The organism is Streptomyces massasporeus, from assembly GCF_014648995.1.
In the GTDB taxonomy this organism is placed as follows: Bacteria; Actinomycetota; Actinomycetes; order Streptomycetales; family Streptomycetaceae; genus Streptomyces; species Streptomyces massasporeus.
In genome coordinates this window covers 1-21,619 of record NZ_BMSE01000026.1, presented here as the reverse complement: position 1 = coordinate 21,619, position 21,619 = coordinate 1, and the positions used below count along the sequence as shown (strand labels likewise).

Here is a 21,619-nt window from a genome sequence, read left to right as displayed (position 1 = left end):
ATGACGACGGCAGTGAGCGGCACCGGCCGGAGACGACCGGAGCGGCGTCGGGTGGTCCTCACCGGACTCGGAGTGGTCTCCAGCATCGGACTGGGCGCGAAGGAGTTCCTCCAGGGACTCCGCGAGGGCCGCAGCGGTGCCCGGCCCATCACCGTGTTCGGCACCGAGGGCTTCGCCCACGCGAACGGGTGCGAGATCACGGACTTCGACCCGCGGGACTGGATCAGCACGCTGGAGGTGGAACAGCTCGGCCGGGCCGCGCAGTTCTCGACGGCGGCTGCCCGGATGGCCCTGGAGGACTCCGGACTCGACCCGGCCTGGCTGCGCGCCCGGCGCGGGCTGATCTCCATCGGCACCACCGACGGCGAGAGCTACGACCTCGACCAACTGGTCGGGAGCGAACTCGCCCACGGAACAGGCGCCTTCGACCCCGCGGCCGCCCGGCGGGTGCCGGCCGGGCGGCTGTCGGTGGCCATCGCCCAGGAACTGGGTCTGAGCGACGTGGAGGCGCTCACCGTCCCCACCGCCTGCTCGGCGGGGAACTACGCCATCGGCTACGGCTTCGACGCCGTCAGCTCCGGCGAAGCGGACTTCGCCTTCTGCGGCGGCGCCGACGCCATGTGCCGCAAGACGTTCACCGGCTTCTACCGGCTCGGCACCATCGCCCCGGACCGGTGCCAGCCCTTCGACGTCGACCGCAAGGGCATCCTCACCGGCGAGGGCGCCGGGATCCTCGTCCTGGAGCCGCTCGAGACCGCCCTGGAGCGCGGCGCCACCATCTACGCCGAGGTGCTCGGCTACGGCCTGAACTGCGACGCCCACCACCAGGTGGCCCCCGACCAGGACAGCGTCGCCGGCTTGATGCGCCTCGCCCTCGACAACGCCGGTGTCGCCCCGCACGAGGTGGACCTCATCTCGGCGCACGGCACGGGCACCAAGGCGAACGACATCACCGAGGCGGGCGCCATCCGGCAGGTCTTCGGGGACACCCCGCCGCGCACCGTCTCCATGAAGTCGATGCTCGGGCACACCATGGGCGCGGCCAGCGCGCTGGGCGCCATCGGTTGCGCCCTGGCCATCCAGAACCGTTTCATCCCGCCCACCATCAACCACGTCACCACCGACCCCGAGTGCGACGTCGACTGCGTGCCCAACCAGGCCGTCGACGCCGACCTGCGGATCGTGCAGAACAACGGCCTGGCGTTCGGCGGGAACAACGCGGCGGTCCTGCTCGGCCGTTACGACAGCGGCGATCACCGCACGGGCCCCCACGACGTGAGCGACGCGATCAGGGAGGCGTCATGACGTACCGTCCCATCGTCGGCATGGGCGCAGTCGCCGCCACCGGCTCCGGCGTCGACGAGCTGTTCGACGCCCTGTGCCGGGGCGTCAGCGGCCGGGCCGAACTGCGCGGCTTCGACCGCAGCAGATTCCGCGCCCAGCACGCCTACGAGGTCGACGACCGGCCGGCGGCCGGCCAGGACGTCCCCGGCCGGGCGACGCGGCTGCTGCTCGACGCGGTCGGCCAGGCCGTCGCCGACGCCGGGCTCGGCGAGGACCTCAGCGGCATCCCCGTCCTCGTCGGCACCGGCCTGCGGGAGCTCCGCTCGCTGGAGCTGTGGTGGCGCGACGGTTCCCCGTTCGCCGACTCCGGGCTGCACTTCGGCACCGGGCTGCGCGAACGCTTCAACGCCGACGTCACCCACACCTTCTCCAACGCCTGCTCGGCCTCGCTGTACGCGCTGGCGCTCGCCTCCGACCTGCTCGACCAGGAGGGCGACGGCGCCCCCGACACCGTGATCGTCGCCGGTGTCGACGTGCTGACCGAGTCCATGTACGGGCTGCTGGAGCGCGTCCACCCCCAGCCCCCGGACCGGGTACGGCCCTTCGACCGCAACCGCACCGGCGTGCTGATGGGCGACGGCGCCGCCGCGATCGTGCTGCGCCGCACCGACGACGGCACCCGCCGGGTCCACGGACGGCTGCGCGGCGTCGCCGTCAACTGCGACGCCTACCACGTCACCGCGCCCTCCCCGGGGGGCATCGCCGAGGCGATGCGCACCGCCCACCGGATCGCCGGCGTCAAGCCGTCCGACATCGACCTGGTGATGCTGCACGGCACCGGCACCCTGCTCAACGACGAGGCCGAGGCCACCGCCCTGCGCGACGTCCTCGGCGAGGACGCCTCCGCCCCGCTGATGACCGCCGTCAAGTCCATGACGGGCCACACCTCCGGCGCCTCCGGGCTGATCAACCTGATCATCGGCGTCCGCGCCCTGCAGGAGGGCCGGGTGCCCCCGACGGTGGGCCTCGACGACCCGGTCGAGGAGGCCGCGCCGTTCCGCTTCGTCACCGGCGAGGCCGCCACCGGCCGCGACCTGGGCGTGGCACAGCTCAACGCCTTCGGCTTCGGCGGCATCAACGCCGTGGCCCTTGTGGAGGGGACCCGATGAACGAAGCGACCACCGAGACCACTGTGGTGGTCTCCGGCGCCGCCGTCCTGCTGCCAGGCGCCGACACCGTGGCGGCCCTGGCCGGCGGCCCGCTGCCCGGCGGCACCCCCGTCGAACCGGCCGACCACGTGGGCCGCAAGGGACTGCGCTACAAGGACCGGGCCACCCAGCTCGGCTACGCGCTGACCGCCGCCGCCCTGCGTGACGCCGGACTGCTCGGTGAGGACGGCCTGACCGTGCCGGCCGCGACCACCGGCATCGTCGCCAGCTCCAACTTCGGCAATCTCGACACGGTGGCCCGGGCGCTGGACACCCTCCGCGAGGAGACCGTCACCGGCACCAGCCCCATGGACCTGCCCAACGCCTCCAGCAACGTCATCGCCTCCTCCGCGGCCATCCGCTACGGGCTGCGCGGCCCCAACCTGATGGTCTGCAACGGCGAGACGTCCGGCCTGGACGCCGTGCACTGGGCGGCCACCATGATCGCGGCCGGCCGCGCCGAGCGGTTCCTGGTGCTCGGCGTCGAACCCGACAACGAGGTCGTACGCCGACTCCTCGGCGGCGGCCGGGCCGTCGACGGGGGAGCCGCGCTCGTCCTGGAGGCCCGCGTCGCCGCCACCGCGCGCGACGCCACCGTCCGCGCCGTGCTCGGCCCCTACCGCAGGGCGGCCGACGCGCCGCGCGAGCCCGGCCACTGGGAGCTGCCCGCACACCTCGGCAGCGCCTCCGGAGCCTTCGGGGTGCTGCAGGTGGCCGCCGCCGTCGGCTGGTTCGACGCCGGCCGGCGCGAGCCGGTGCGGGCCGTGGCGGGCGGCGCCGACCACGACGCCGGTGCGGACCTGCTGCTGCTCGCGCCCGAAGCTGCCTGACGGCGACGAGGAGACGATCCCGGTGAACACCCATATCGACCTGCGGCCCGTCGCCGTAGAACAACGCACCGACGGCCCCGGACCCCGCGTCCTGCTGCTGCACGGACTCGCGGCCAACGACAGCGTCTGGGAGCGCGCCCTGCAGCTGCTGCCGGACGCCTGCCAGGTGTGGACCGCCCGGCTGCCCTGGCGCACCGAGACCATCGCCGACTGGGGCCACGAACCCAACCTGCGCGGCCGGCTCGCCCAGGCCCTGTCGGCGGTCCCCGGCGGCCCCGAGGTGGTGGTCGCCCACTCCATGGCGGCCAACGTCCTGCTGGACCTGCTCGACCAGAAGCAGCGGGGCGGCGTCGACGCGCCGCGCCGCCTCGGCATCCGGGCTCTCGTCCTCGTCTCGCCCTTCTACCGGGCCGGCGCCGACGAGTTCGACTGGAACACCATCAGCTACTACCTCAACGACTTCCACCTGATCATGGAGGAGGGGATCCGCGTCCACTCGGGCGGCAGGCTCCCCGCCGACGTCCAGCGGGCCATGGGCACCCGGGTGCGCGACCGGGTCGGCCCCCACGGCTGGCTGCGGTTCTTCGAGCTGTATCTGCGCACCCCCGCCCTGGACACCGGCCGGATCACCGTGCCCACCCTCGTCATTGGCGGCGAGACCGACTTCGCCGCCCGCGCCGAGGAGAGCCGGGCCCTCGCCGGAGCCCTGTCCGACGCCACGGTCCGCGTCCTGCCCTGCGGCCACTTCCCGATGCTCGAGGCGGCCGACGAGTTCGCCGCCGAGGTGAGCAGCTTCGTCCACGCCACCCTGGGCCTCCCCCTCCAGCGGGGAGCCGCCCCTCACGACGCCCTGGAGCCCCAACGATGACCCTCGTCACCGACACCGCAGTCAAGGCCCTGCTCACCACCGCCACCACCACGCAGGTGCGCCCACGCTACGAGGGCTCCAACATCTGCACCTGGATCGGCTTCAAACACGTCAACTACCTGGTCGAGGAAGCCGTCCTGGACCACTTCCGGCAGGTCCGGCTGCCCGCCCGCGCCCTGTACGAGGAGCACGGGCTGGGCCTTGACCTGGTGTCGATCGACACCCGCATCCTGCACGCCTTCCACATGGACGACGTCGCCGAGGCCGAGGTCACCCCTTGGACCAAGGACGACGACAACACGATCGGGTTCAAGGTCACCATCCGGTTCGAACGCGACGGCGAGATCCACAAGGCCGTCACCTCCAAGGTCCGCGTCTCGCTGCGCAGCGACACCTACCTGGAGGCGGCCGGCGAGGTGCCCGGCCGGCTCGCCCGGTTCGCCGTCGCACGGCTCGGCGACGACCTGGAGCGCGAGCCGGGCACCGCCGCCCCGTCCGAGGAGGAGATCCTCGCCTCCCTGACCGCCGGGCAGAACGCCTACGCCTGGAAGTGGAACATCCCCTACCCCTACTGCCACTTCACCGAGCGCATCCAGATGTCCGGCTACCTCCGCCTGATGGAGGAGGGCAAGGACCGCTTCGTCGCCGACCGCGGCATCTCCATCAGGACCCTGCTCGACGACCGCCGATGGATCCCCGTCGTCCCCCGCTCCGACATCCGCATCCTCGACGAGGCGCTGATGGAGGAGGACCTGTACACCGTCTACACGGTGGAGGAGGTCTTCAAGGACTTCACCTACACCTCCCGCATGGACTGGTACGTGCTGCGCGAGGGCAAGCTGGTGAAGACCGCCACCGGGCGCATCGTCCACGGCTACGCGCTCATCGAGAACCGCCGCGACTGGAAGCTGGTCACCTTCGACCAGCGCGTCCTGGACGCCCTGCACGGCAAGGCTGCGCAGGCGTGACCGAACAGGCGGTGAACGCGGCCGGACAGGCGGTGAACGCGGCCGACTGGGAGAGCACCGCCCCGCGCCTGCTGCTCATCGAGAGCCAGGGGCGCGCCGCGGACACCGGCTTCCGGCGCGACGCGGTGACCCAGGTGATCACCGGGGAGTCGGCCCTGCTGTTCCTGGTCCAGGACGGGGTCGTGCTCGCGGTGCCGGGCAGCGACGCCGACCTGGACCGGTTCCAGAAGGAGGGCGGCGTCCTCGCGGCGGACAGCTTCTCGCTCGCCCAGCACGGACTGGACACCGCCGGACTGCGGCCCGAACTGCGCGTCGTCGGCATGGACGTGGTGGCGGGCTGGATCCTCGACCCGGCGGTCCGGGTGGTGTGGCATTAGGTGGCCAGGCAGATTCCGCACACCGACGTCCTCCTCACCCTCATGGGCGCGCCGCACGCCGGCGACCAGGTCACCAGCGCGCTGCGGCTCACCCAGGCCCTGCTGGAGCGCGGCGCCGCCGTCCAGGTGTGGACGTGCGGCTACGCCACCCTGCTGACCCGGCGCGGACAGGGCCCGGACAAGCCGCGCAACCTCGCGGACTGGAACCGGAGCCACCCGTCCCTGCCGGGCCTGGCCGAGGAACTGCTCGGGGCCTTCCCGGACCGGTTGCACTGGTACGGCTGCCGCTTCTGCAGCGACGACCGCGGGGTCACGGAGCACCTGCCGCAGGTGATGCTCCGGCCGCCCGCCGGATACGCCGCCAACGTCGCCGCCGCCGACAAGACCCTGCTGATCGGGGTGATCTGATGGACGGTCGCATGCCCGGGCGGCGGGTCCTGGCCGTCGTGGAGCGCGGCTACCGGGGCGCCCTGGACAAGCAGTTCTTCGACGAGCTGTACCTCGCCACCGAACTGCACCGCCAGCTCGGCGGACTGGACGTCCTGCTGCGCGGCACGGCCGTCACCTACGCCCTCGACGCGCCCCCGCCCCCTGCCCTGCGCATCGGCGACCGGGTCGTCGACACGGTCACCGATCCGCGCGCGGGCCTGCGCACCCTGCTGGACGCGGACGTCGGCGTCTGGGTCGAGGAGCCCGCACTCGCGGTGCTCGGCTCGCCCCGCCCGCCCCTGCCCGGCGTCCGGTTGGCCCGGGAGGGCGAAGTGGCCGCGCGCTGGAAGGACTACCGGATGGTCTTCTTCCTCTGAGCCACCCGGCGCCCCTCCCCACCTCCCAAGCCCCATCCCCTGAACGGAAGGACCACGTGACGGTCATGACCACCCTCACCACGGGCACCGGCCACCCGGTGATCACCGCATGGTCGGCCGTGTCGCCGTACGGCATCGGCAGGGACGCGTACGCCGCGGGCCTGCGGGAGCGGCGCGGCACCGTCACCGGACTCGGCGCCGAGCACGGCACCACCCCCGACGGCGTCGGCTGCCTCGTGCCCGCCTTCGACGTGCGCGCGGTGCTCGGCAAGAAGGGCACCCGCTCCATGGACCGGGTCACCGGCCTGGCCGTCACCGCGGCCGGGGCGCTGCTGGACGACGCCGAACGCAACCGGGCCGTCGGCACCGGCGAGGGCGCCGCGTTCGCGCTCGGCACCACCACCGGCAGCGCCCAGTCGATGATGGACTTCACCCGCGACTCGCTCACCGGCGAGCAGCCCTTCTTCGTGGATCCGGCACGCTTCCCCAACACCGTGATGAACTGCGCCGCCGGGCAGAGCGCCATCTGGTACCAGCTCAAGGGCCCCAACGCCACCATCGCCGGCGGCCGCACCGCCGGACTGCACGCCCTCAACTACGCCCGCCGGCTGCTCGCCTCCGGCCGGGCCCGCACCGTCCTGTGCGGCGCCGCGGAGGAGTTCTCCCCGGCCCGCGCCTGGCTGGAGCACCACAGCGGCGACGGCACACGGGGGACCACCCCGCCGCTCGGCGAGGGCTGCGCCATGCTCCTGGTGGAACCACACACGCCCGACGACCCCGCCCAGCCCGTGCTCGCCGAGATCCTCGCCGTGGAACTCGGCGTGGTCCTCGACGGCGACCCCCGCCCCGCCCTCGTCACCTGCCTGCGCTCGGCGCTGCGCCGCACCGGCGTCGAGCCGGACCGGGTGGCCGCCGTCGCCCGCTCGGGCGCCCCCGGCCCGCACGGCGCCGCCGAGGCCGACGCCGTGCGCGAGGTGCTCCGCGGCGCGGGGCCCGCCGACCTCACGCCCACCGGACTGATCGGCGACACCGGGGCCGCCGCGGCCGCCTTCCAGGCCGCCGCCCTCCTGTCGTACGCCGCGGACCGGCCCGGCGAGAGCGCCGGCCGGATCGGCCTGATCACCTCCGTGGACCGCACCGGCACCGTCGGCTGCGCCCTGCTCGGCCTGCGCTGATCACCCCACCGCGACCCGCCCTCGACCCCAAGGACCCACCATGCTGGACAAGGAAGAACTGCGCGCCCTCGTGGCCCAGGTGCTCGACGTCGACGTCGCCGAGGTGACCGACGACGCCCGCTTGGTCGACGACCTCGAGGTCGACTCCCTGATGGCCCTGGAGGTCGTCGTCATCCTGGAGAAGACGTACGGCATCAAGCTGCCGGAGTCCGACCTCAAGCAGATCGTCACCCTGCGGAGCGCCTACGACCTGCTCCTCGGCAAACTCGACACGGCACGGGTCGCCTGATGAACGCCGCCAGTCCGCTCGCCGGGCAGGTCGAGGTCCTGCCCCCGTCGGGGGAGTCCGGCACCGCGGCCCGCTTCACGGTGGACGCCGCGGAGACCGTGCTCCCCGGCCACTACCCGGGCTTCCCGATCTTCCCCGGCGTCTGTCTCGTGGAGTGCACCCACCAGGGCGTCCTGGCGACCGCGCCCGACGAGGCCAAGGGGGCCGCGCTGGCCGCCGTGGAGTCGACCCGGTTCACCGGGCCCGTCTTCCCCGGCGACGTGGTGGACATCGACATGACCTGGAAGCAGACCCCGGCCGGCGACTGGCAGTGCCGCGCCCGGCTCAGCACCGGGCGCGGACCGGCCGCCACTGTCCGGCTGCGCTACACCCGCCGGACGGCCGGGGAGGCGGCGGCATGACGGGCCAGCGCGAGATCCGGGCCAGGCTGCCGCACCGCTTCCCGATGCTGCTGGTGGACCGGCTCGTCGACGTCGTACCCGGCGAGCGGCTGACCGCGCTGAAGGCGGTGACGTGCAACGAGCCCTGGTACGAGAAGCTCGGCCCGGACACCCCCGAGGAGGACTTCGCCTACCCGCCCACGCTGCTGGTGGAGTCCTGGTGCCAGGCCGCCGGGGTCCTCGCCACCTGGGACGACCCCAACCCGGACGTGCTTCAGGGGCAGGTGATGCTGTTCGGCGGGATGACCGGCGTCGCCTTCCACCGGCCCGTGCTGCCGGGGGAGGTCCTGGAACACCGGGTCCGGCTCGACCGGCGGGTCGACGACACCGTGCTGTTCGAGGGCGAGTGCCGCTCGGCCGGCGAACCGGTGATGACCGTGGAGCGCATCGTCATGGCCTTCCGCCCCGCCTCCGCCCTGCGCCCCGACAAAACCTGACAAACCATCAGGAGAGATACCCATGACTGACAGCACCCCACGGGTGGCGCTCGTCACCGGCGGGTCGCGCGGCATCGGCCGGGCCACCGTCCGGGCGCTCGCCCGCGACGGCTTCCACGTCGCCTTCTGCTACCGCTCGGACGACACCGCCGCCCGCACCCTGGAGAAGGAGGGCGACGACTTCGGCGTGACGATCACCGGCACCCGCGTGGACGTCGCGGACGCCGCAGCGGTGCGCGCCTGGATCGAGACGACCGAGCAGCGGCTCGGCGCCCTCGACGCGGTCGTCACCGCCGCCGGCATCACCCGCGACAACCCGCTCGTCCTCATGGACGACGACCAGTGGCGGCAGGTCATCGACACCAACCTCGACGGCGTCTACCACGTGTGCCGCGCCGCGGTGTTCGGCATGATGAAGCGTCGCAGCGGAGCCGTGGTCAACATCTCCTCCGTCGCCGGGGTCTACGGCCACGCCACCCAGGCCAACTACTCGGCGTCCAAGGCCGGGATCATCGGCTTCTCCCGCGCCCTGGCCAAGGAGACCGGCCGCGCCGGCATCCGCGTCAACGCGGTCGCGCCCGGCTTCATCGACACCGACATGGTCGCCGAGATGAACGACAAGGCCCGCAAGGAGGCCGTCGCCGCCATCCCGCTGCGCCGCATGGGCACCGCCGAGGAGGTCGCCGACCTGGTCGCCTACCTGGTCTCGGACCGGGCCGCGTACATCACCGGAGCCGTGCTGCAGATCGACGGCGGCATCACCATCTGACCCCCCTTTTCCTGTATTCGACGACCGTTGGAGGCGGTGATGGCACGACGCGGACCGCGCTGGTACTTCTCCTTCCGCAGCCCGTACTCCTGGATGGCCTACCGGGACCTGCTGGAGCGCTACCCGGACGTGGCGGACGGCATCGAGTGGCTGCCGTTCTGGGAGCCCGACCAGCCGGCCCTGGACGAACTCGAGCGCGGCAACGTCAGACTTCCGTACGTCCCGATGTCCAGGGAGAAGCACCTCTACATCCTCCAGGACGTGCGACGGCTGGCCCGGGCCCGCGGCCTGGAGATGGTCTGGCCGGTGGACCCCGCACCGCGCTGGGAGGTCTCCCACCTCGCCTACCTCGCCGCCGAGGCGCTCGGCGCCGGACGCGAGTTCATCGCCGCCGCCTACCGGGCGCGCTGGGAGTTGGGCGAGGACATCTCCGACCCGCTGACCATGGCCCGTATCGGCCGCGACATCGGCGTCGACCCCGTCGTCCTGGAACGCGCCCACGAGGACCCGGGCGTGCGCGAGAAGGGCCTCGAGGCGCTGAACCTTCTGCATCGTGACGGGGTGTTCGGCGTGCCGTTCTTCATCGCCGGCTTCGACAAGTTCTGGGGCGTCGACCGGCTCCCCGCCTTCGCCGAGCACCTGAAGATCCGGACCGCGTGACCCGCGCGGCCCGCTCACCGCATCCACCGCAAAGGACGGAACGAACGATGGCCACCAACCCCTTCGAGAACGACGACGCCCGCTACCTCGTGCTGGTCAACGACGAGAACCAGCACTCCCTGTGGCCCGCCTTCGCCGAGGTCCCTGCCGGCTGGACCGTGGTGCACGGCGAGACCGGGAGGCAGGACGCCCTCGACTACATCAACGACCACTGGAGCGACATGCGTCCCAAGTCCCTCGCCGACGCCATGGACGCCGCCTGACGACGCCCGGCGCGCAGGGGCGGTGGGGTGGCAGCTATCTGCAACGCCCATTGCCCCTGCCCCGCACCGTTGACAGCGTGACATCCGGCTGCTCACGGAAAAACCGCTTCCCAGAAAGCGATGCCGCTGATGACCCACTCCCTGTTGTGCCTCCCCTTCGCGGGGGGCGGCGCCGGTTTCTACCGCGCCTGGAAAGACCTCCCCGGCCACGCGCCGCGCATCGTCCCGCTCCAGCTCCCGGGCCGCGAAGAACTGTTCGTCGAGGAGCCGCTGCGCGACGTCGCCGACGCCGCCGACCATCTGGCCCGCACCGCCGCCGAGCAGGCGGGGCCCGGCCCGGTCGCGTTGTTCGGCCACAGCCTCGGCGCCGTCCTCGCCTTCGAACTCGCCCGGCGCCTGGAACGCGACCCGGCCGTGACGCTGACCCACCTCTACGTCAGCGGCTCACCCGGTCCCTGGACCGGCCGTACCCACCGCGCCACCGGCCTCGCCGACGACGAGTTCCTCGCCCGGGTCCGCGAGTTCGCCGGGTACGAGCACGACGCGCTCGCCGACCCCGACCTGCGGGAACTGTTGTTGCCGGTGCTGCGCGCCGACGTCGAGATGCACGAGAACTACAAGCCCGCCGGCGACGAGCCGCTGCGCACCCCGATCACCTCGCTGCGCGGCACGGACGACGCGCTGGTCAGCCGCGCCCGGGCGGAGGAGTGGCGGCAGGCCACCACCGCCGCCTTCCGGCTCACCGAACTGCCCGGCGGGCACATGTACCTCACCGAGTCCCCGCTGTCCCTGATCGACGCGATCGGCGCGGGGGCGCGCTCATGACCACGACGCTCCGACCGGCCGCCGCCCTCGCCCCGGCCGACGGCAGACTGCACGGCCGGACCGCCGTGGTGACCGGCGCCGCCCGCGGCCTCGGCCGCTCCTGCGCCGTACGGTTCGCCGCGGAGGGTGCCGACCTGGTGCTCGTCGACGTCGCCGAGGACCTGCCCGGCGTTCCCTACCCGCTCGGCAGCGGCAGCCAGCTGGACCACACCGCCGAGCTGTGCCGGGCGCACGGCGCTGCCGTCGTCACCGCTACCGCCGACGTACGCGACCCCGCGGCCGTGGACCGCGTCGCCGGGCTGGCGCTGGACCGCTTCGGCACGGTGGACGTGCTGCTCAACAACGCGGGCATCGCCGCCCCGTCCGGCAAGGCCGTGCACGAGATCGCCGAGGACGAGTGGGACCTGATGGTCGGCATCGACCTCACCGGCGCCTGGCGGATGACGAAGGCCGTCGTCCCCGCCATGATCGAGCAGCGCTCCGGCAGCGTCGTCAACGTGGCGTCCACCGCCGGGCTCGTCGGCTACCGGCACTTCGCCGGCTACGTCGCCGCCAAGCACGGCCTGATCGGGCTGACCAAGGCCGCCGCCCTGGACTACGCGCCGTTCCGGGTGCGGGTCAACGCCCTGTGCCCCGGTTCCGTGCGCGACGACCCGCTGCACGAGGGCCGCATGCTCGCCGAGATCGCCCGCTCGCTGGACGTCGACGTCGAGGAACACGAGGAGATCTTCGTGCAGTCGCAGCCGATGAACGCCCTCATCGAGCCGCAGGACATCGCCGGGGCGGCCCTCTGGCTGGCCGGCGACGACTCCCGCCAGGTCACCGGGACCACCCTCACCGTCGACGGCGGCTTCAGCGCCCGCTGAAGCCCTCGCCCGGCCCACACCCTCTACCCCTCCTCCCGTATTCCGCCTCGTACCCCAGGAGTCCGACCATGTCCCGAAGTCAGGCCGCGTCCTGCCACAGCCTGGTGGTCCGGATGCCGGGCCCCGTCGATCCCGCCGCACTGCGGCGGCGCCTGCGCGACGGGGCGGCGGGAATCCTGCCGGAGCCGGACGGGCTGCGGCTGTGGGAGGAGACCCTGCCGCGGGGAGCCGACGACGACGCCGTCCGAGCCCGGGTTCACCGGGAGGCCCTGCGGCCGCTGCGGCGGGGCGGGCCGCCGCTGCGGGCCGTGCTGCTGCGCCCCGCCGACGGTGACCCCGACGCCGACGCCACTCTGGTCCTGGTGGCCCGCCGCCACCTCGCCCTCGGCGGCCCGGACCCCCTGGTGCTCGCCCACTGGCCCGACGGCGCGGGCACACCCCGTCCTGCGGATGCCGACCGGCCCGCGCTGGAGTGGGGCCTCGGCGATCCGTCCGCCGCGGGCCGCGCCGGCGAGGTGGCCGTTCCGCTGAGCGGGCCGGCGGTGACCGCCGGCACGGCGCTGCTGCACGCCTCCGTCGCCCTGGTGCTCGCCCGCTACGGCGAGGGTGAGCAGGTCGACGAGACGCGGACGGCCGCGGAGTTCACCGGCGAGTGGCGGCAGCGCACCACCCCGGGCAGTGACACTCCCCGCCTGCCGTCCGGCATCGGCGTCCTCGTCGAGGACGGTATCCCCGGGCAGCGGCATCTGCCGTACCTCGCCCCCGCACTGCCCGGACTGCTGCACGCCACCCGGCACCCCGACGGCACGGTCTCCGCCGTCCTGCACTACGGCCACGGAGACCTGAACCCCTGCGTCGCCGAGCGGTTCGCCGCCCATGTCGCCCACGTCGCCGTCCAGTTGGCCGACCGGCCCGAGGCCCCGCTCGACACGGTTGACCTGCTGACGCCCGAGGAACGCGAGCACGTGCTGCGGCTCGGCGTCACCCCGCCCGCCGGGCCGCCCGAGGCCACCGCCCGCACCGTGGACGGACTGTTCGCCGACGTGGCCCGCGAACGGCCCGACGCGATCGCGCTCACCGCCGGGGACACCCGCCTCACCTACGCCGAACTCGACGCCCGTGCCGAGCAGACCGCCGCCGGGCTCAGGTCCCTCGACGTAGCCCCCGGGTCCATGGTCGGCGTCGCCCTGGAGCGGGACGCCGACCTCGTGGTCACCCTCCTCGGCGTGCTCAAGGCGGGCTGCGCGTATGTGCCGATGGACCTGGGCCACCCGCCGGAGCGGCTGCGCTACACCGTGGACGACGCGGGCGCCGAGGTGGTCGTCGCCTCCGACGGAATCCTTCCGGGATCGTCCGCCGTCCGCACGGTCACCCCCGCCGCCCTGCGCGCCCTCGGCGCCGCCGAGCCGCCCGCCCCGCCGCGCCCCGAGGACCCCTCGGCGCCCGCCTACGTCATCTACACCTCCGGCTCCACCGGCCGCCCCAAGGGAGTGGTGGTGCCGCACCGCAGTGTCGCGGCCCTCGTCGACGCCACCCGCGAGGACTTCCGGCTCACCGGCGACGACGTGTGGACGCTGTTTCACTCCAGCGCCTTCGACTTCTCGGTATGGGAGATCTGGGGCTGCCTGCTCACCGGCGGCCGGCTGGTCGTCGTGGACTACTGGACCGCCCGGGACACCGAGCAGTTCCACGACCTGCTCTCCCGCGAGCGGGTCACCGTGCTCAACCAGACCCCGTCGGCCTTCGCCCAGCTCGTGGAGACGGACCGGCGCGCGGACACGGAGCTCACCCTCCGGCTGGTGATCTTCGGCGGTGAGCCGCTCGACGTACGGATGCTCGTCCCCTGGTTCGCCCGGCACTCCCACACCGCCTGCCGGCTGGTGAACATGTTCGGCATCACCGAGACCACCGTCCACGTCACCGCCCACACGGTGACCCCGCACGACGTGCTCGCCGCCGGACGGCAGGTCGGTCCGGCGCTGCCCGGCTGGACCCTGTCGGTGCGCGACCCGCGCGGCCGGGTGCTGCCGATCGGGGCCGCCGGGGAGATCTGCGTCGGCGGCGCCGGTGTAGCCGACCGCTACCTGGGGCAGCCGGAACTCACCGCCGAACGCTTCGTCACCGACCCCCACGGCGGCGGCCGCATCTACCGCAGCGGCGACCGGGGCCGGCTGCGCCCCGACGGGAGCCTTGACCACCTGGGCCGGCTGGACAGCCAGGTCAAGGTGCGCGGGCACCGCATCGAACTGGACGAGATCCGCAACGTCCTGCTCAGCCACCCCGAGGTCACCGGCGCCGCCACGGTCCTCGGCCACGATGTGCCCGGCGACCCCGCCACCGCCCGCATCGACGCGTATGTGACGCTGCGGGGCCCGGCCGGCACCGCCGAACTGCTCGCCCACGCCCGCGGCATGCTGCCCTCCTACATGGTCCCCGCGACCGTCACCGAGCTGGACGCCCTGCCGCTCACCATCAACGGCAAGGTGGACACCGCCGCCCTGCCCGCCCCTGGCGCCCCCGCACGGTCCGCGCCCGCCGCCGGGGCCCCGGTGACCGCCGGGTCCGCCAACGAGGACGACGACCCGCTGGCCGCGCAGATCCTGAAACTCTGGAGCCACGCCCTGAACGCGGACGTCACCTCCCAGGACAACTTCTTCGAACTCGGCGGCAATTCCCTGCTGGTCATCCGGGTGCTCCGCGAGATGCGGGAACAGGGCCTGCCGAAGGTGACCACCCAGGACTTGTACCGCAATTCGACGGCAGGCCGGTTCATCGAACTCGTAAGAAATGCCCGGAGTTAATTCCTCGCACCTTCAGGCCGGATGTCGACCCGCCGCTTGACGGCGGACAGCAAGGCGATCCTGATGATTCCGCTCGGGAACCGGATCAGCCTCCAGTACCGCCCGAAACTGCGCCGGGTCCGCTCGTCGGTGGCCAGAATCCTGGTCTCCGTCGACAGAATTCCTCCGGCGTACCGCATATTGAACACGACCTTCGTGCAGCCGGGCTCCGCGTAGTCGCGCAGCGCCTCGTGCATCGGCTGCTCGGGCCGTACCGGACCGGCCTGCGAACCGATGCCGCCGTACAGCAACTCGTCGTCCGACAAGGCCAGTACGGTGTCCCCGCCCATCGCGAAGTCGTCCAGCACCCGGCCCTCGGGCCGCAGCTTGTTACGGGTGAACGCGAGGAGGAAACGGGCCACCGGCGCCTCGCGCCAGGTGATCTCCCGGGCTGCCCGCAGCACCTCCTCGCGCGGTGCCGACACCGCCACCCAATGACGCTCACGAAAATGCCATCGAGGCATGTGACGGTCTATCAAAGTACCTGCGGATTCCGTGTCATCGCTCATGCGGCGACGCTAGCACGCGTATCCCGGCGGCGGGTTGGCAGCTTTCTGCAACGGTCGTTGTTCCGGCCGAAAGTGCGCTGTTAGAAAGGTACCTCCGCGTTTCGCATCGATTTTCATAAACGTATTGAGGGTGAGTGGCTGTGTCTGACCTCCAGGGCGTCCTATTGCCGCTGACCGCCGCCCAGTCGGGTGTCTGGTACGCGCAGCAGCTGAATCCGCAGAACACGATCTTCAACACGGGTGAGTTCCTGGAGATCAGCGGCCCGGTGGACGCGGACCTCTTCGAGGCGGCGCTCGGGCGCGTGGTCGCCGAGGCCGAGACGCTGCGGCTGCGGTTCGTCGCCGCCGAGGACGGGCCCGCCGCCCGGATCGTGCCCGCCGGCGACCTCGACTGGTCCCTCCATGTGGTGGACGTCAGCGCCGAACCCAACCCCTGGGCGGCCGCCCGCGCCTGGACGGCCGAGGGCTTCGCGCGGCCCCTGGACACCGAACACGCCCCACTGTTCCTGTTCGCCCTGTTCAGGCTCTCGGACGACCGGCACCTGTGGCTGCACCGCTACCACCACCTGCTGGTCGACGGCTTCACCGTCAACATGGTGGCCCGGCGCACCGCCGAGGTGTACTCGGCGCTGGTGGCCGGCGAACCCGTGCCCGCCACCCCCTTCGCGCCGCTCGCCCAGCTCCTCGACGAGAAGACCGCCTACCGCGACTCCGAGCGGTTCGGCACCGACCGGGCCTACTGGATCGACCGGCTCAAGGACTGTCCCGAGCCGGTCAGCCTCTCCGGCGAACAGCCGGCGCTGGCCCGCTCGCTGGCCCGCCGCACCGCCCACCTCGGCACCAACGACGCACAGCGGCTGCGCACCCTCGCGAGCGACGCCGGCGTCACCTGGCCGCCCGCCCTGATCGCCGCTGTCGCCCTGTGGCTGCAACGGCTCACCGGCGTGCCCGAGGTCGTCCTCGGCCTGCCCGTCTCCACCCGGCTCGGCAAGAAGGCGCGCGGCGTGCCCGGCATGGTCTCCAACGTGCTGCCGCTGCGCGTGGCGATCCGCCCCGGCACCACGGTCGGCGAACTGCTCCACCAGGTCTCCGGCGAGATGCGCGCGGCGATGAAGCACCAGCGCTACCAGTTCGAGGACCTGCGCCGCGACCTCGGCATGCTGGCCGACGACCGCCGCCTGGTCGGACCCCACGTCAACATCATGATGTTCGACTACGACATGACCTTCGACGGTCACCCGGCCCGCCCGCACAACCTCTCCATCGGCCCCGCCGACGACATCTCCTTCATCGTCTACGACCGCGGCACCGGCTCAGGACTCCAGGTCGACTTCGACGCCAACCCCGACCTGTACGAGGACGAGGCCCTGCGCGCCTACCAGCTGTCCTTCCTCGACTTCCTGCACCGCCTGGGCTCCGCCGGACTCGACGAGCCCGTCCAGGCCCTCGAACTCGACACCGCCGGCCTGTCCGCCGCCCCCACGACCGCCACGCTCCCCCCGAGCGCCGAAGGTGCGCAACTTCCGGCCGCGATCCCCTCCTCCCGCCCCCCGCGCACCGCCGAGGAGGAGACCCTGTGCCGGCTTTTCGCCGAGGTGCTGGGCGAGGACGTCGTCTCCGTGGACGACAACTTCTTCCTGCTCGGGGGCAGTTCACTCCAGGTCACCCGACTCGTCGGCCGCATCCGCAGGGAACTGAAGGCCGAGATCAGCCTGCGCACGGTCTTCGAGAACGCCACCGCCGCCACCCTCGCCGCCGCCCTCGACCCCTCCGCCGGCGCCCGGCCCGCGCTCACCGCCCGGCCACGCCCCGAGCGGCTGCCGCTGTCCGCGGCACAGAACCGGCTGTGGTTCCTCAACCAGATGGACACCGGCAGCGCCGCCTACAACGACGGCCTCACCGTCGACCTCGCCGGCCCGGTCGACACCCGCGCGCTGCACGCCGCCCTCACCGACGTCGTCGCCCGCCACGAGAGCCTGCGCACCGTCCTCCCCGTCCAGGACGGCACCCCCCTGCAGCACGTCCTGGACGCCGCGGCGGCCCGCCCCGAGCTCACCGTCACCCAGGTCGACGACCCCGGTGCCCTCGACGGACTGCTGGCCGGCGCCGCAGCCCGCGGCTTCGACCTCGCCACCGAGATCCCCGTACGTGCCCACCTGTTCACCCTCGCTCCCGACCGGCACGTGCTGCTCCTCGTCATCCACCACATCGCCGGCGACGGCTGGTCCGTGGCCCCCTTCACCCGGGACCTCAGCCACGCCTACACCGCCCGGCTGGCCGGCCGGACACCCGAGTTCACGCCGCTGCCCGTGCAGTACGCCGACTACACCCTGTGGCAGCGAGACCTCCTCGGCGACGAGAACGACCCCAGCAGTGTGCTCGCCCGGCAGATCGACCACTGGAAGCACACCCTCGCCGGCCTGCCCGAGGAACTGGCCCTGCCCACCGACCGCCCGCGCCCCGCGGTCGCCGGGCACCGCGGCGGCCGGGTCGGCTTCCGCCTCGCCCCCGACGTCCACCAGCGGCTGCTCGCCGTCGCCCACGACAGCGGCGCCACCGTCTTCATGGTCGTCCAGGCCGCCGTCGCCGCCCTGCTGCACCGCCTCGGCGCCGGCGACGACATCCCCGTCGGCACCGTCGTCGCGGGCCGCACCGACGAGGCCCTCGGCGACCTGGTCGGCTTCTTCGTGAACACCCTGGTGCTGCGCACCGATGTCTCCGGTGATCCCACCTTCCGCGAACTCGTCGACCGGGTCCGCGAGACCGACCTGGCGGCCTACGCGCACCAGGACGTGCCGTTCGAACGGCTGGTGGAGATCCTCAACCCGGTGCGCTCGCTCGCCCGCCACCCGCTCGCCCAGGTCACCCTCGCCCTCGAGGACAACGCCGCACCCGTCCTCGACCTGCCCGGCCTGACCGCCACGGCGCGCGACCTGCACACCGACACCGCCAAGTTCGACCTGTCCTTCCGGCTCGGCGAGCGGTTCACCGACGACGGCGCCCCGGCCGGCATCGAGGGCACCGTCGAGTTCGCCCGCGACCTGTTCGACGACGCCACCGTGCGCACCCTCACCGACCGCTTCCGGACCCTGGTCGCCACGCTCACCGCCGACCCCGGCACCCGCGTCGACTCCGTCGACGTGCTCACCGCGGCCGAACGCACCCGCATCGGCACCGACTGGAACGACACCGCCGCCGACGTCCCGTACGCGACCACCCCCGAGCTGTTCGCCCGGCAGGCCGCCCGCACCCCCGACGCGACCGCGCTCGTCCACGAGGACACCGCCCTCACCTACCGCGAACTCGACGAGCGGGCCGGCCGGCTCGCCCGCCTGCTGAGCGAGCGCGGCGCCGCCCGCGGACGCCTGGTCGTCGTCGCCCTCGGCCGCAGCACCGACACCGTCGTCGCCCTCCTGGCCACCATGAAGACCGGCGCCGCCTACGTCCCCGTCGACCCGGCCTACCCCGCCGACCGCATCGCCTACATGCTCGACGACGCCGGCCCCGCCCTCGTCGTCACCACCACCGCCCTGCAGCACGCCCTGCCCGACGACGGCCCCGAGCGGCTGCTCCTGGACGCGGTGCCCCTCCCCGACGAACCGCTCCCGCACGCCGCGCTCACCCCGCAGGACTGCGCGTACGTCATCTACACCTCGGGCTCCACCGGCCGCCCCAAGGGCGTCGTCGTCAGCCACACCGGCGTCGCCAGCATGGCCGCCGCCCACCAGGAATGGTTCGGCGGCGGACCCGGCCACCGGGTGCTGCAGTTCTCCTCACCCAGCTTCGACGCGTCCATCTGGGAGATCCTCACCACCCTGCTCACCGGCTCGGCCCTCGTCCTCGCCCCCACCGAGCGACTCGCCGCCGGCGCCCCGCTCGCCGCGCTCCTCGCCGAGCAGCGCGTCACCCACGCCACCCTGCCGCCCGTCGTCCTCGCCGCCATGGGCGACGCCACGCTCCCCGCCGACATGACGCTGGTCACCGCCGGCGAGGCCCTCTCCACAGAACTCGTCGACCGCTGGTCCCACGGCCGCCGCATGGTCAACGCCTACGGCCCCACCGAGTCCACCGTCTGCGCCACCATGAGCAGCCCCCTACGCCCGGGCACCGGCCAGCCCACCATCGGCCGGCCCATCACCAACACCCGCGTGCACGTCCTCGACGACGCCCTGCGCCCCGTCCCGCCCGGCGTCCCCGGAGAGCTCTACCTCACCGCCTCCGGCCTCGCCCACGGCTACCTCGGCCGCCCCGGCCTCACGGCCGGGCGATTCGTCGCCTCCCCCTACGGCCCGCCCGGCGCCCGCATGTACCGCACCGGCGACCTGGTGCGCTGGACCACCGATGGCGAACTCGACTACCTCGGCCGCGTCGACGACCAGGTGAAGATCCGCGGCTTCCGCATCGAACTCGGCGAGATCGAGTCCGTGCTCGCCCGTCACACCACGGTCGCCCAGGTCGCCGTCGTGGCCCGCGAGGACCGCCCCGGCGACAAGCGACTGGTCGCCTACGCCGTCCCGGCCGGCGACACCGCCGGCCCGGCGGCGCTGCGCGCCCACGCGGCCGCTGAACTGCCCGACTACATGGTGCCCGCCGCTGTCGTCCTGCTCGACGCGCTGCCCGTCACCCCCAACGGCAAACTCGACCGCAGGGCCCTCCCCGCCCCCGACTACGCCGCCCCCGGCACCGGCCGCGCCCCGCGCACCCCCCAGGAAAGCACCCTGTGCGCCCTGTTCGCCGAAGTCCTCGACCTGGAGCGGGTCTCGCTCGACGACTCGTTCTTCGACCTGGGCGGCCACTCCCTGCTCGCCACCCGGCTCATCAGCCGCATCCGCACCGAACTCGGCGCCGAACTGACCGTGCGTTCCCTCTTCGAGGCGCCCACCGTCGCCACCCTCGCAGCCGGCCTCGACACCACCACCGGCGCACGCCAGGCCGTACGCCCGCGCCCCCGCCCGGAGGAGATCCCCCTCTCCCACGCCCAGCGCCGCCTGTGGTTCCTCAGCCACTTCGACGGCCCCACCGGCACCTACAACCTGGGCCTGTCCCTGCGCCTGGGCGGCACCGTCGACCGGACCGCCCTCCAGGCCGCCCTCGCCGACGTCGTGGCCCGCCACGAATCCCTGCGCACCCTCTTCCCCGACACCGACGGCCACCCGCGCCAGCTCGTCCTGCCGGCCGACGCCCCCGCGGCACGCCCGCCCCTGCACCGCATCGACGTCCCCGCCGACGCACTCGACGAGACCCTCGCCCGCTCAGCCGCCCAAGGCTTCGACGTCACCCGCGAACTCCCTCTCCGCGCCCACCTGCTGACCCTCGCACCCGACGACCACGTGCTGCTGGTGGTGGTGCATCACATCGCGGGTGACGGGTGGTCGATGGGCCCGCTGGCGCGTGATCTGGGGGAGGCGTATGCGGCGCGGCTGGATGGCTCGGCTCCGGTGTGGGAGCCGTTGCCGGTGCAGTACGCGGATTACACGCTGTGGCAGCGTGAGGTGCTGGGTGAGGAGGACGATCCCACCAGTGAGCTCTCGCGGCAGGTGGACTATTGGCGAGGTGCGCTGGCGGGGCTTCCGGAGGAGCTGGTGCTGCCGGCGGACCGGCCGCGTCCGGCGCGGATGAGCTACCGCGGCGACACCGTCCCCTTCCACATACCGGTCGAACTCCACGCACGACTGGACGACTTGGCCCGCTCGACCGGCACGAGCCTGTTCATGGTGATGCAGGCCGCCCTGGCCACCCTGTTGCACCGCCTGGGCGCCGGTGATGACATCCCCCTCGGATCCCCCGTCGCCGGCCGCACCGACGAGGCACTGGACGACCTGGTCGGCTTCTTCATCAACACCCTGGTGCTGCGGACGGATCTGTCGGGCGATCCGACGTTCCGTGAGCTGCTGGAGCGGGTGCGCGAGACGGACCTGGCGGCCTACGCCCACCAGGACGTGCCGTTCGAGCGCCTGGTGGAGGCCCTGAGCCCCGAGCGCTCCATGGCCCGCCACCCCCTGTTCCAGGTCAGCTTCCAGCTCCAGAACCTCCCCGCGGCCGACCTCACCCTCCCCGGCGTCGAGGTGAGCGACCAGCCGGTCCGCCTGGACACCGCGAAGTTCGACCTCTCCTTCCAGCTGGCCGAGTCCGAGGACGGCTTGGCAGGCAGTGTGGAGTTCGCGGTGGATCTGTTCGACCGGGTGTCGGTGGTGGGTCTGGCGGC

Annotated in this window: 20 protein-coding genes; 19 read left to right on the top strand and 1 reads right to left on the bottom strand. The window is 73.0% G+C overall.

From position 1 onward, the window contains the following. The 18 genes from IE153_RS36725 (at position 1) to IE153_RS36640 (ending at position 14,866) form a co-directional block, all read left to right on the top strand. The gene (locus IE153_RS36725; RefSeq protein ID WP_189594029.1) at positions 1-1,305 is read left to right on the top strand and encodes a beta-ketoacyl-[acyl-carrier-protein] synthase family protein; all 1,305 of its coding nucleotides are present in this window, start codon (positions 1-3) and stop codon (positions 1,303-1,305) included. Further along, entirely contained in the window at positions 1,302-2,453 is a 1,152-nt protein-coding gene (locus IE153_RS36720; protein ID WP_189594028.1) for a beta-ketoacyl-[acyl-carrier-protein] synthase family protein, read from the top strand. The genes IE153_RS36725 and IE153_RS36720 overlap by 4 nt, the downstream gene beginning before the upstream one ends. After that, the gene (locus IE153_RS36715; RefSeq protein ID WP_189594027.1) at positions 2,450-3,322 is read left to right on the top strand and encodes a beta-ketoacyl synthase N-terminal-like domain-containing protein; all 873 of its coding nucleotides are present in this window, start codon (positions 2,450-2,452) and stop codon (positions 3,320-3,322) included. The genes IE153_RS36720 and IE153_RS36715 overlap by 4 nt, the downstream gene beginning before the upstream one ends. Positions 3,323-3,344: 22 nt before the next feature. Continuing rightward, positions 3,345-4,190 (top strand): alpha/beta fold hydrolase, encoded by an 846-nt coding sequence (locus IE153_RS36710; protein WP_189594026.1) that lies wholly within the window; start codon positions 3,345-3,347, stop codon positions 4,188-4,190. Then, complete coding sequence (locus IE153_RS36705; RefSeq protein ID WP_189594025.1) at positions 4,187-5,158, top strand: acyl-CoA thioesterase family protein; 972 nt, start codon at positions 4,187-4,189, stop codon at positions 5,156-5,158. Before IE153_RS36710 ends, IE153_RS36705 begins: the two co-directional genes overlap by 4 nt. Beyond that, positions 5,155-5,535: a hypothetical protein gene (locus IE153_RS36700; protein ID WP_229829346.1), complete on the top strand. Its 381-nt coding sequence runs from the start codon at positions 5,155-5,157 to the stop codon at positions 5,533-5,535. The genes IE153_RS36705 and IE153_RS36700 overlap by 4 nt, the downstream gene beginning before the upstream one ends. Beyond that, positions 5,536-5,943, top strand: coding sequence for a hypothetical protein (locus IE153_RS36695; RefSeq protein WP_189594024.1), 408 nt, complete (start codon positions 5,536-5,538; stop codon positions 5,941-5,943). Beyond that, positions 5,943-6,341, top strand: coding sequence for a hypothetical protein (locus IE153_RS36690; protein ID WP_189594023.1), 399 nt, complete (start codon positions 5,943-5,945; stop codon positions 6,339-6,341). Before IE153_RS36695 ends, IE153_RS36690 begins: the two co-directional genes overlap by 1 nt. 65 nt (positions 6,342-6,406) lie before the next feature. Then, positions 6,407-7,516, top strand: a complete 1,110-nt coding sequence (locus IE153_RS36685; protein ID WP_189594022.1) for a beta-ketoacyl synthase N-terminal-like domain-containing protein — start codon at positions 6,407-6,409, stop codon at positions 7,514-7,516. Positions 7,517-7,556: 40 nt separating this feature from the next. Continuing rightward, the gene (locus IE153_RS36680; RefSeq protein ID WP_189594021.1) at positions 7,557-7,805 is read left to right on the top strand and encodes an acyl carrier protein; all 249 of its coding nucleotides are present in this window, start codon (positions 7,557-7,559) and stop codon (positions 7,803-7,805) included. Next, positions 7,805-8,206, top strand: a complete 402-nt coding sequence (locus IE153_RS36675; RefSeq protein ID WP_189594020.1) for a 3-hydroxyacyl-ACP dehydratase FabZ family protein — start codon at positions 7,805-7,807, stop codon at positions 8,204-8,206. Before IE153_RS36680 ends, IE153_RS36675 begins: the two co-directional genes overlap by 1 nt. Further along, positions 8,203-8,682, top strand: coding sequence for a 3-hydroxyacyl-ACP dehydratase FabZ family protein (locus tag IE153_RS36670; RefSeq protein ID WP_189594019.1), 480 nt, complete (start codon positions 8,203-8,205; stop codon positions 8,680-8,682). Before IE153_RS36675 ends, IE153_RS36670 begins: the two co-directional genes overlap by 4 nt. A gap of 22 nt (positions 8,683-8,704) precedes the next feature. After that, on the top strand, positions 8,705-9,451 hold the full coding sequence (gene fabG / locus IE153_RS36665) for a 3-oxoacyl-[acyl-carrier-protein] reductase (protein ID WP_189594018.1): 747 nt from the start codon (positions 8,705-8,707) through the stop codon (positions 9,449-9,451). 39 nt (positions 9,452-9,490) lie between these two features. Then, positions 9,491-10,111 carry a 2-hydroxychromene-2-carboxylate isomerase gene (locus tag IE153_RS36660; RefSeq protein ID WP_189594017.1) on the top strand — a complete coding sequence of 207 codons (621 nt, stop codon included), beginning with the start codon at positions 9,491-9,493 and terminating at the stop codon, positions 10,109-10,111. A gap of 47 nt (positions 10,112-10,158) precedes the next feature. After that, positions 10,159-10,374, top strand: a complete 216-nt coding sequence (locus IE153_RS36655; protein WP_189594016.1) for an MbtH family protein — start codon at positions 10,159-10,161, stop codon at positions 10,372-10,374. A 129-nt stretch (positions 10,375-10,503) separates the two neighbouring features. Continuing rightward, on the top strand, positions 10,504-11,199 hold the full coding sequence (locus IE153_RS36650) for a thioesterase II family protein (RefSeq protein WP_435812007.1): 696 nt from the start codon (positions 10,504-10,506) through the stop codon (positions 11,197-11,199). Next, positions 11,196-12,065 carry a mycofactocin-coupled SDR family oxidoreductase gene (locus IE153_RS36645; protein WP_189594014.1) on the top strand — a complete coding sequence of 290 codons (870 nt, stop codon included), beginning with the start codon at positions 11,196-11,198 and terminating at the stop codon, positions 12,063-12,065. Before IE153_RS36650 ends, IE153_RS36645 begins: the two co-directional genes overlap by 4 nt. A 68-nt stretch (positions 12,066-12,133) precedes the next feature. Next, positions 12,134-14,866 (top strand): non-ribosomal peptide synthetase, encoded by a 2,733-nt coding sequence (locus tag IE153_RS36640; protein WP_189594013.1) that lies wholly within the window; start codon positions 12,134-12,136, stop codon positions 14,864-14,866. On the opposite strand, the gene IE153_RS36635 is transcribed toward IE153_RS36640, so the two are convergent. Beyond that, a complete protein-coding gene (locus IE153_RS36635; protein ID WP_189594012.1) occupies positions 14,863-15,336 on the bottom strand; it encodes a hypothetical protein in 474 nt (157 codons plus the stop codon). The genes IE153_RS36640 and IE153_RS36635 overlap by 4 nt on opposite strands. A gap of 218 nt (positions 15,337-15,554) precedes the next feature. Between IE153_RS36635 and IE153_RS36630 the strand changes: the two genes are divergently transcribed. Continuing rightward, positions 15,555-21,619, top strand: a 6,065-nt coding sequence (locus tag IE153_RS36630) for a non-ribosomal peptide synthetase (protein ID WP_189594011.1), incomplete at its 3' end; no start/stop codon positions are given.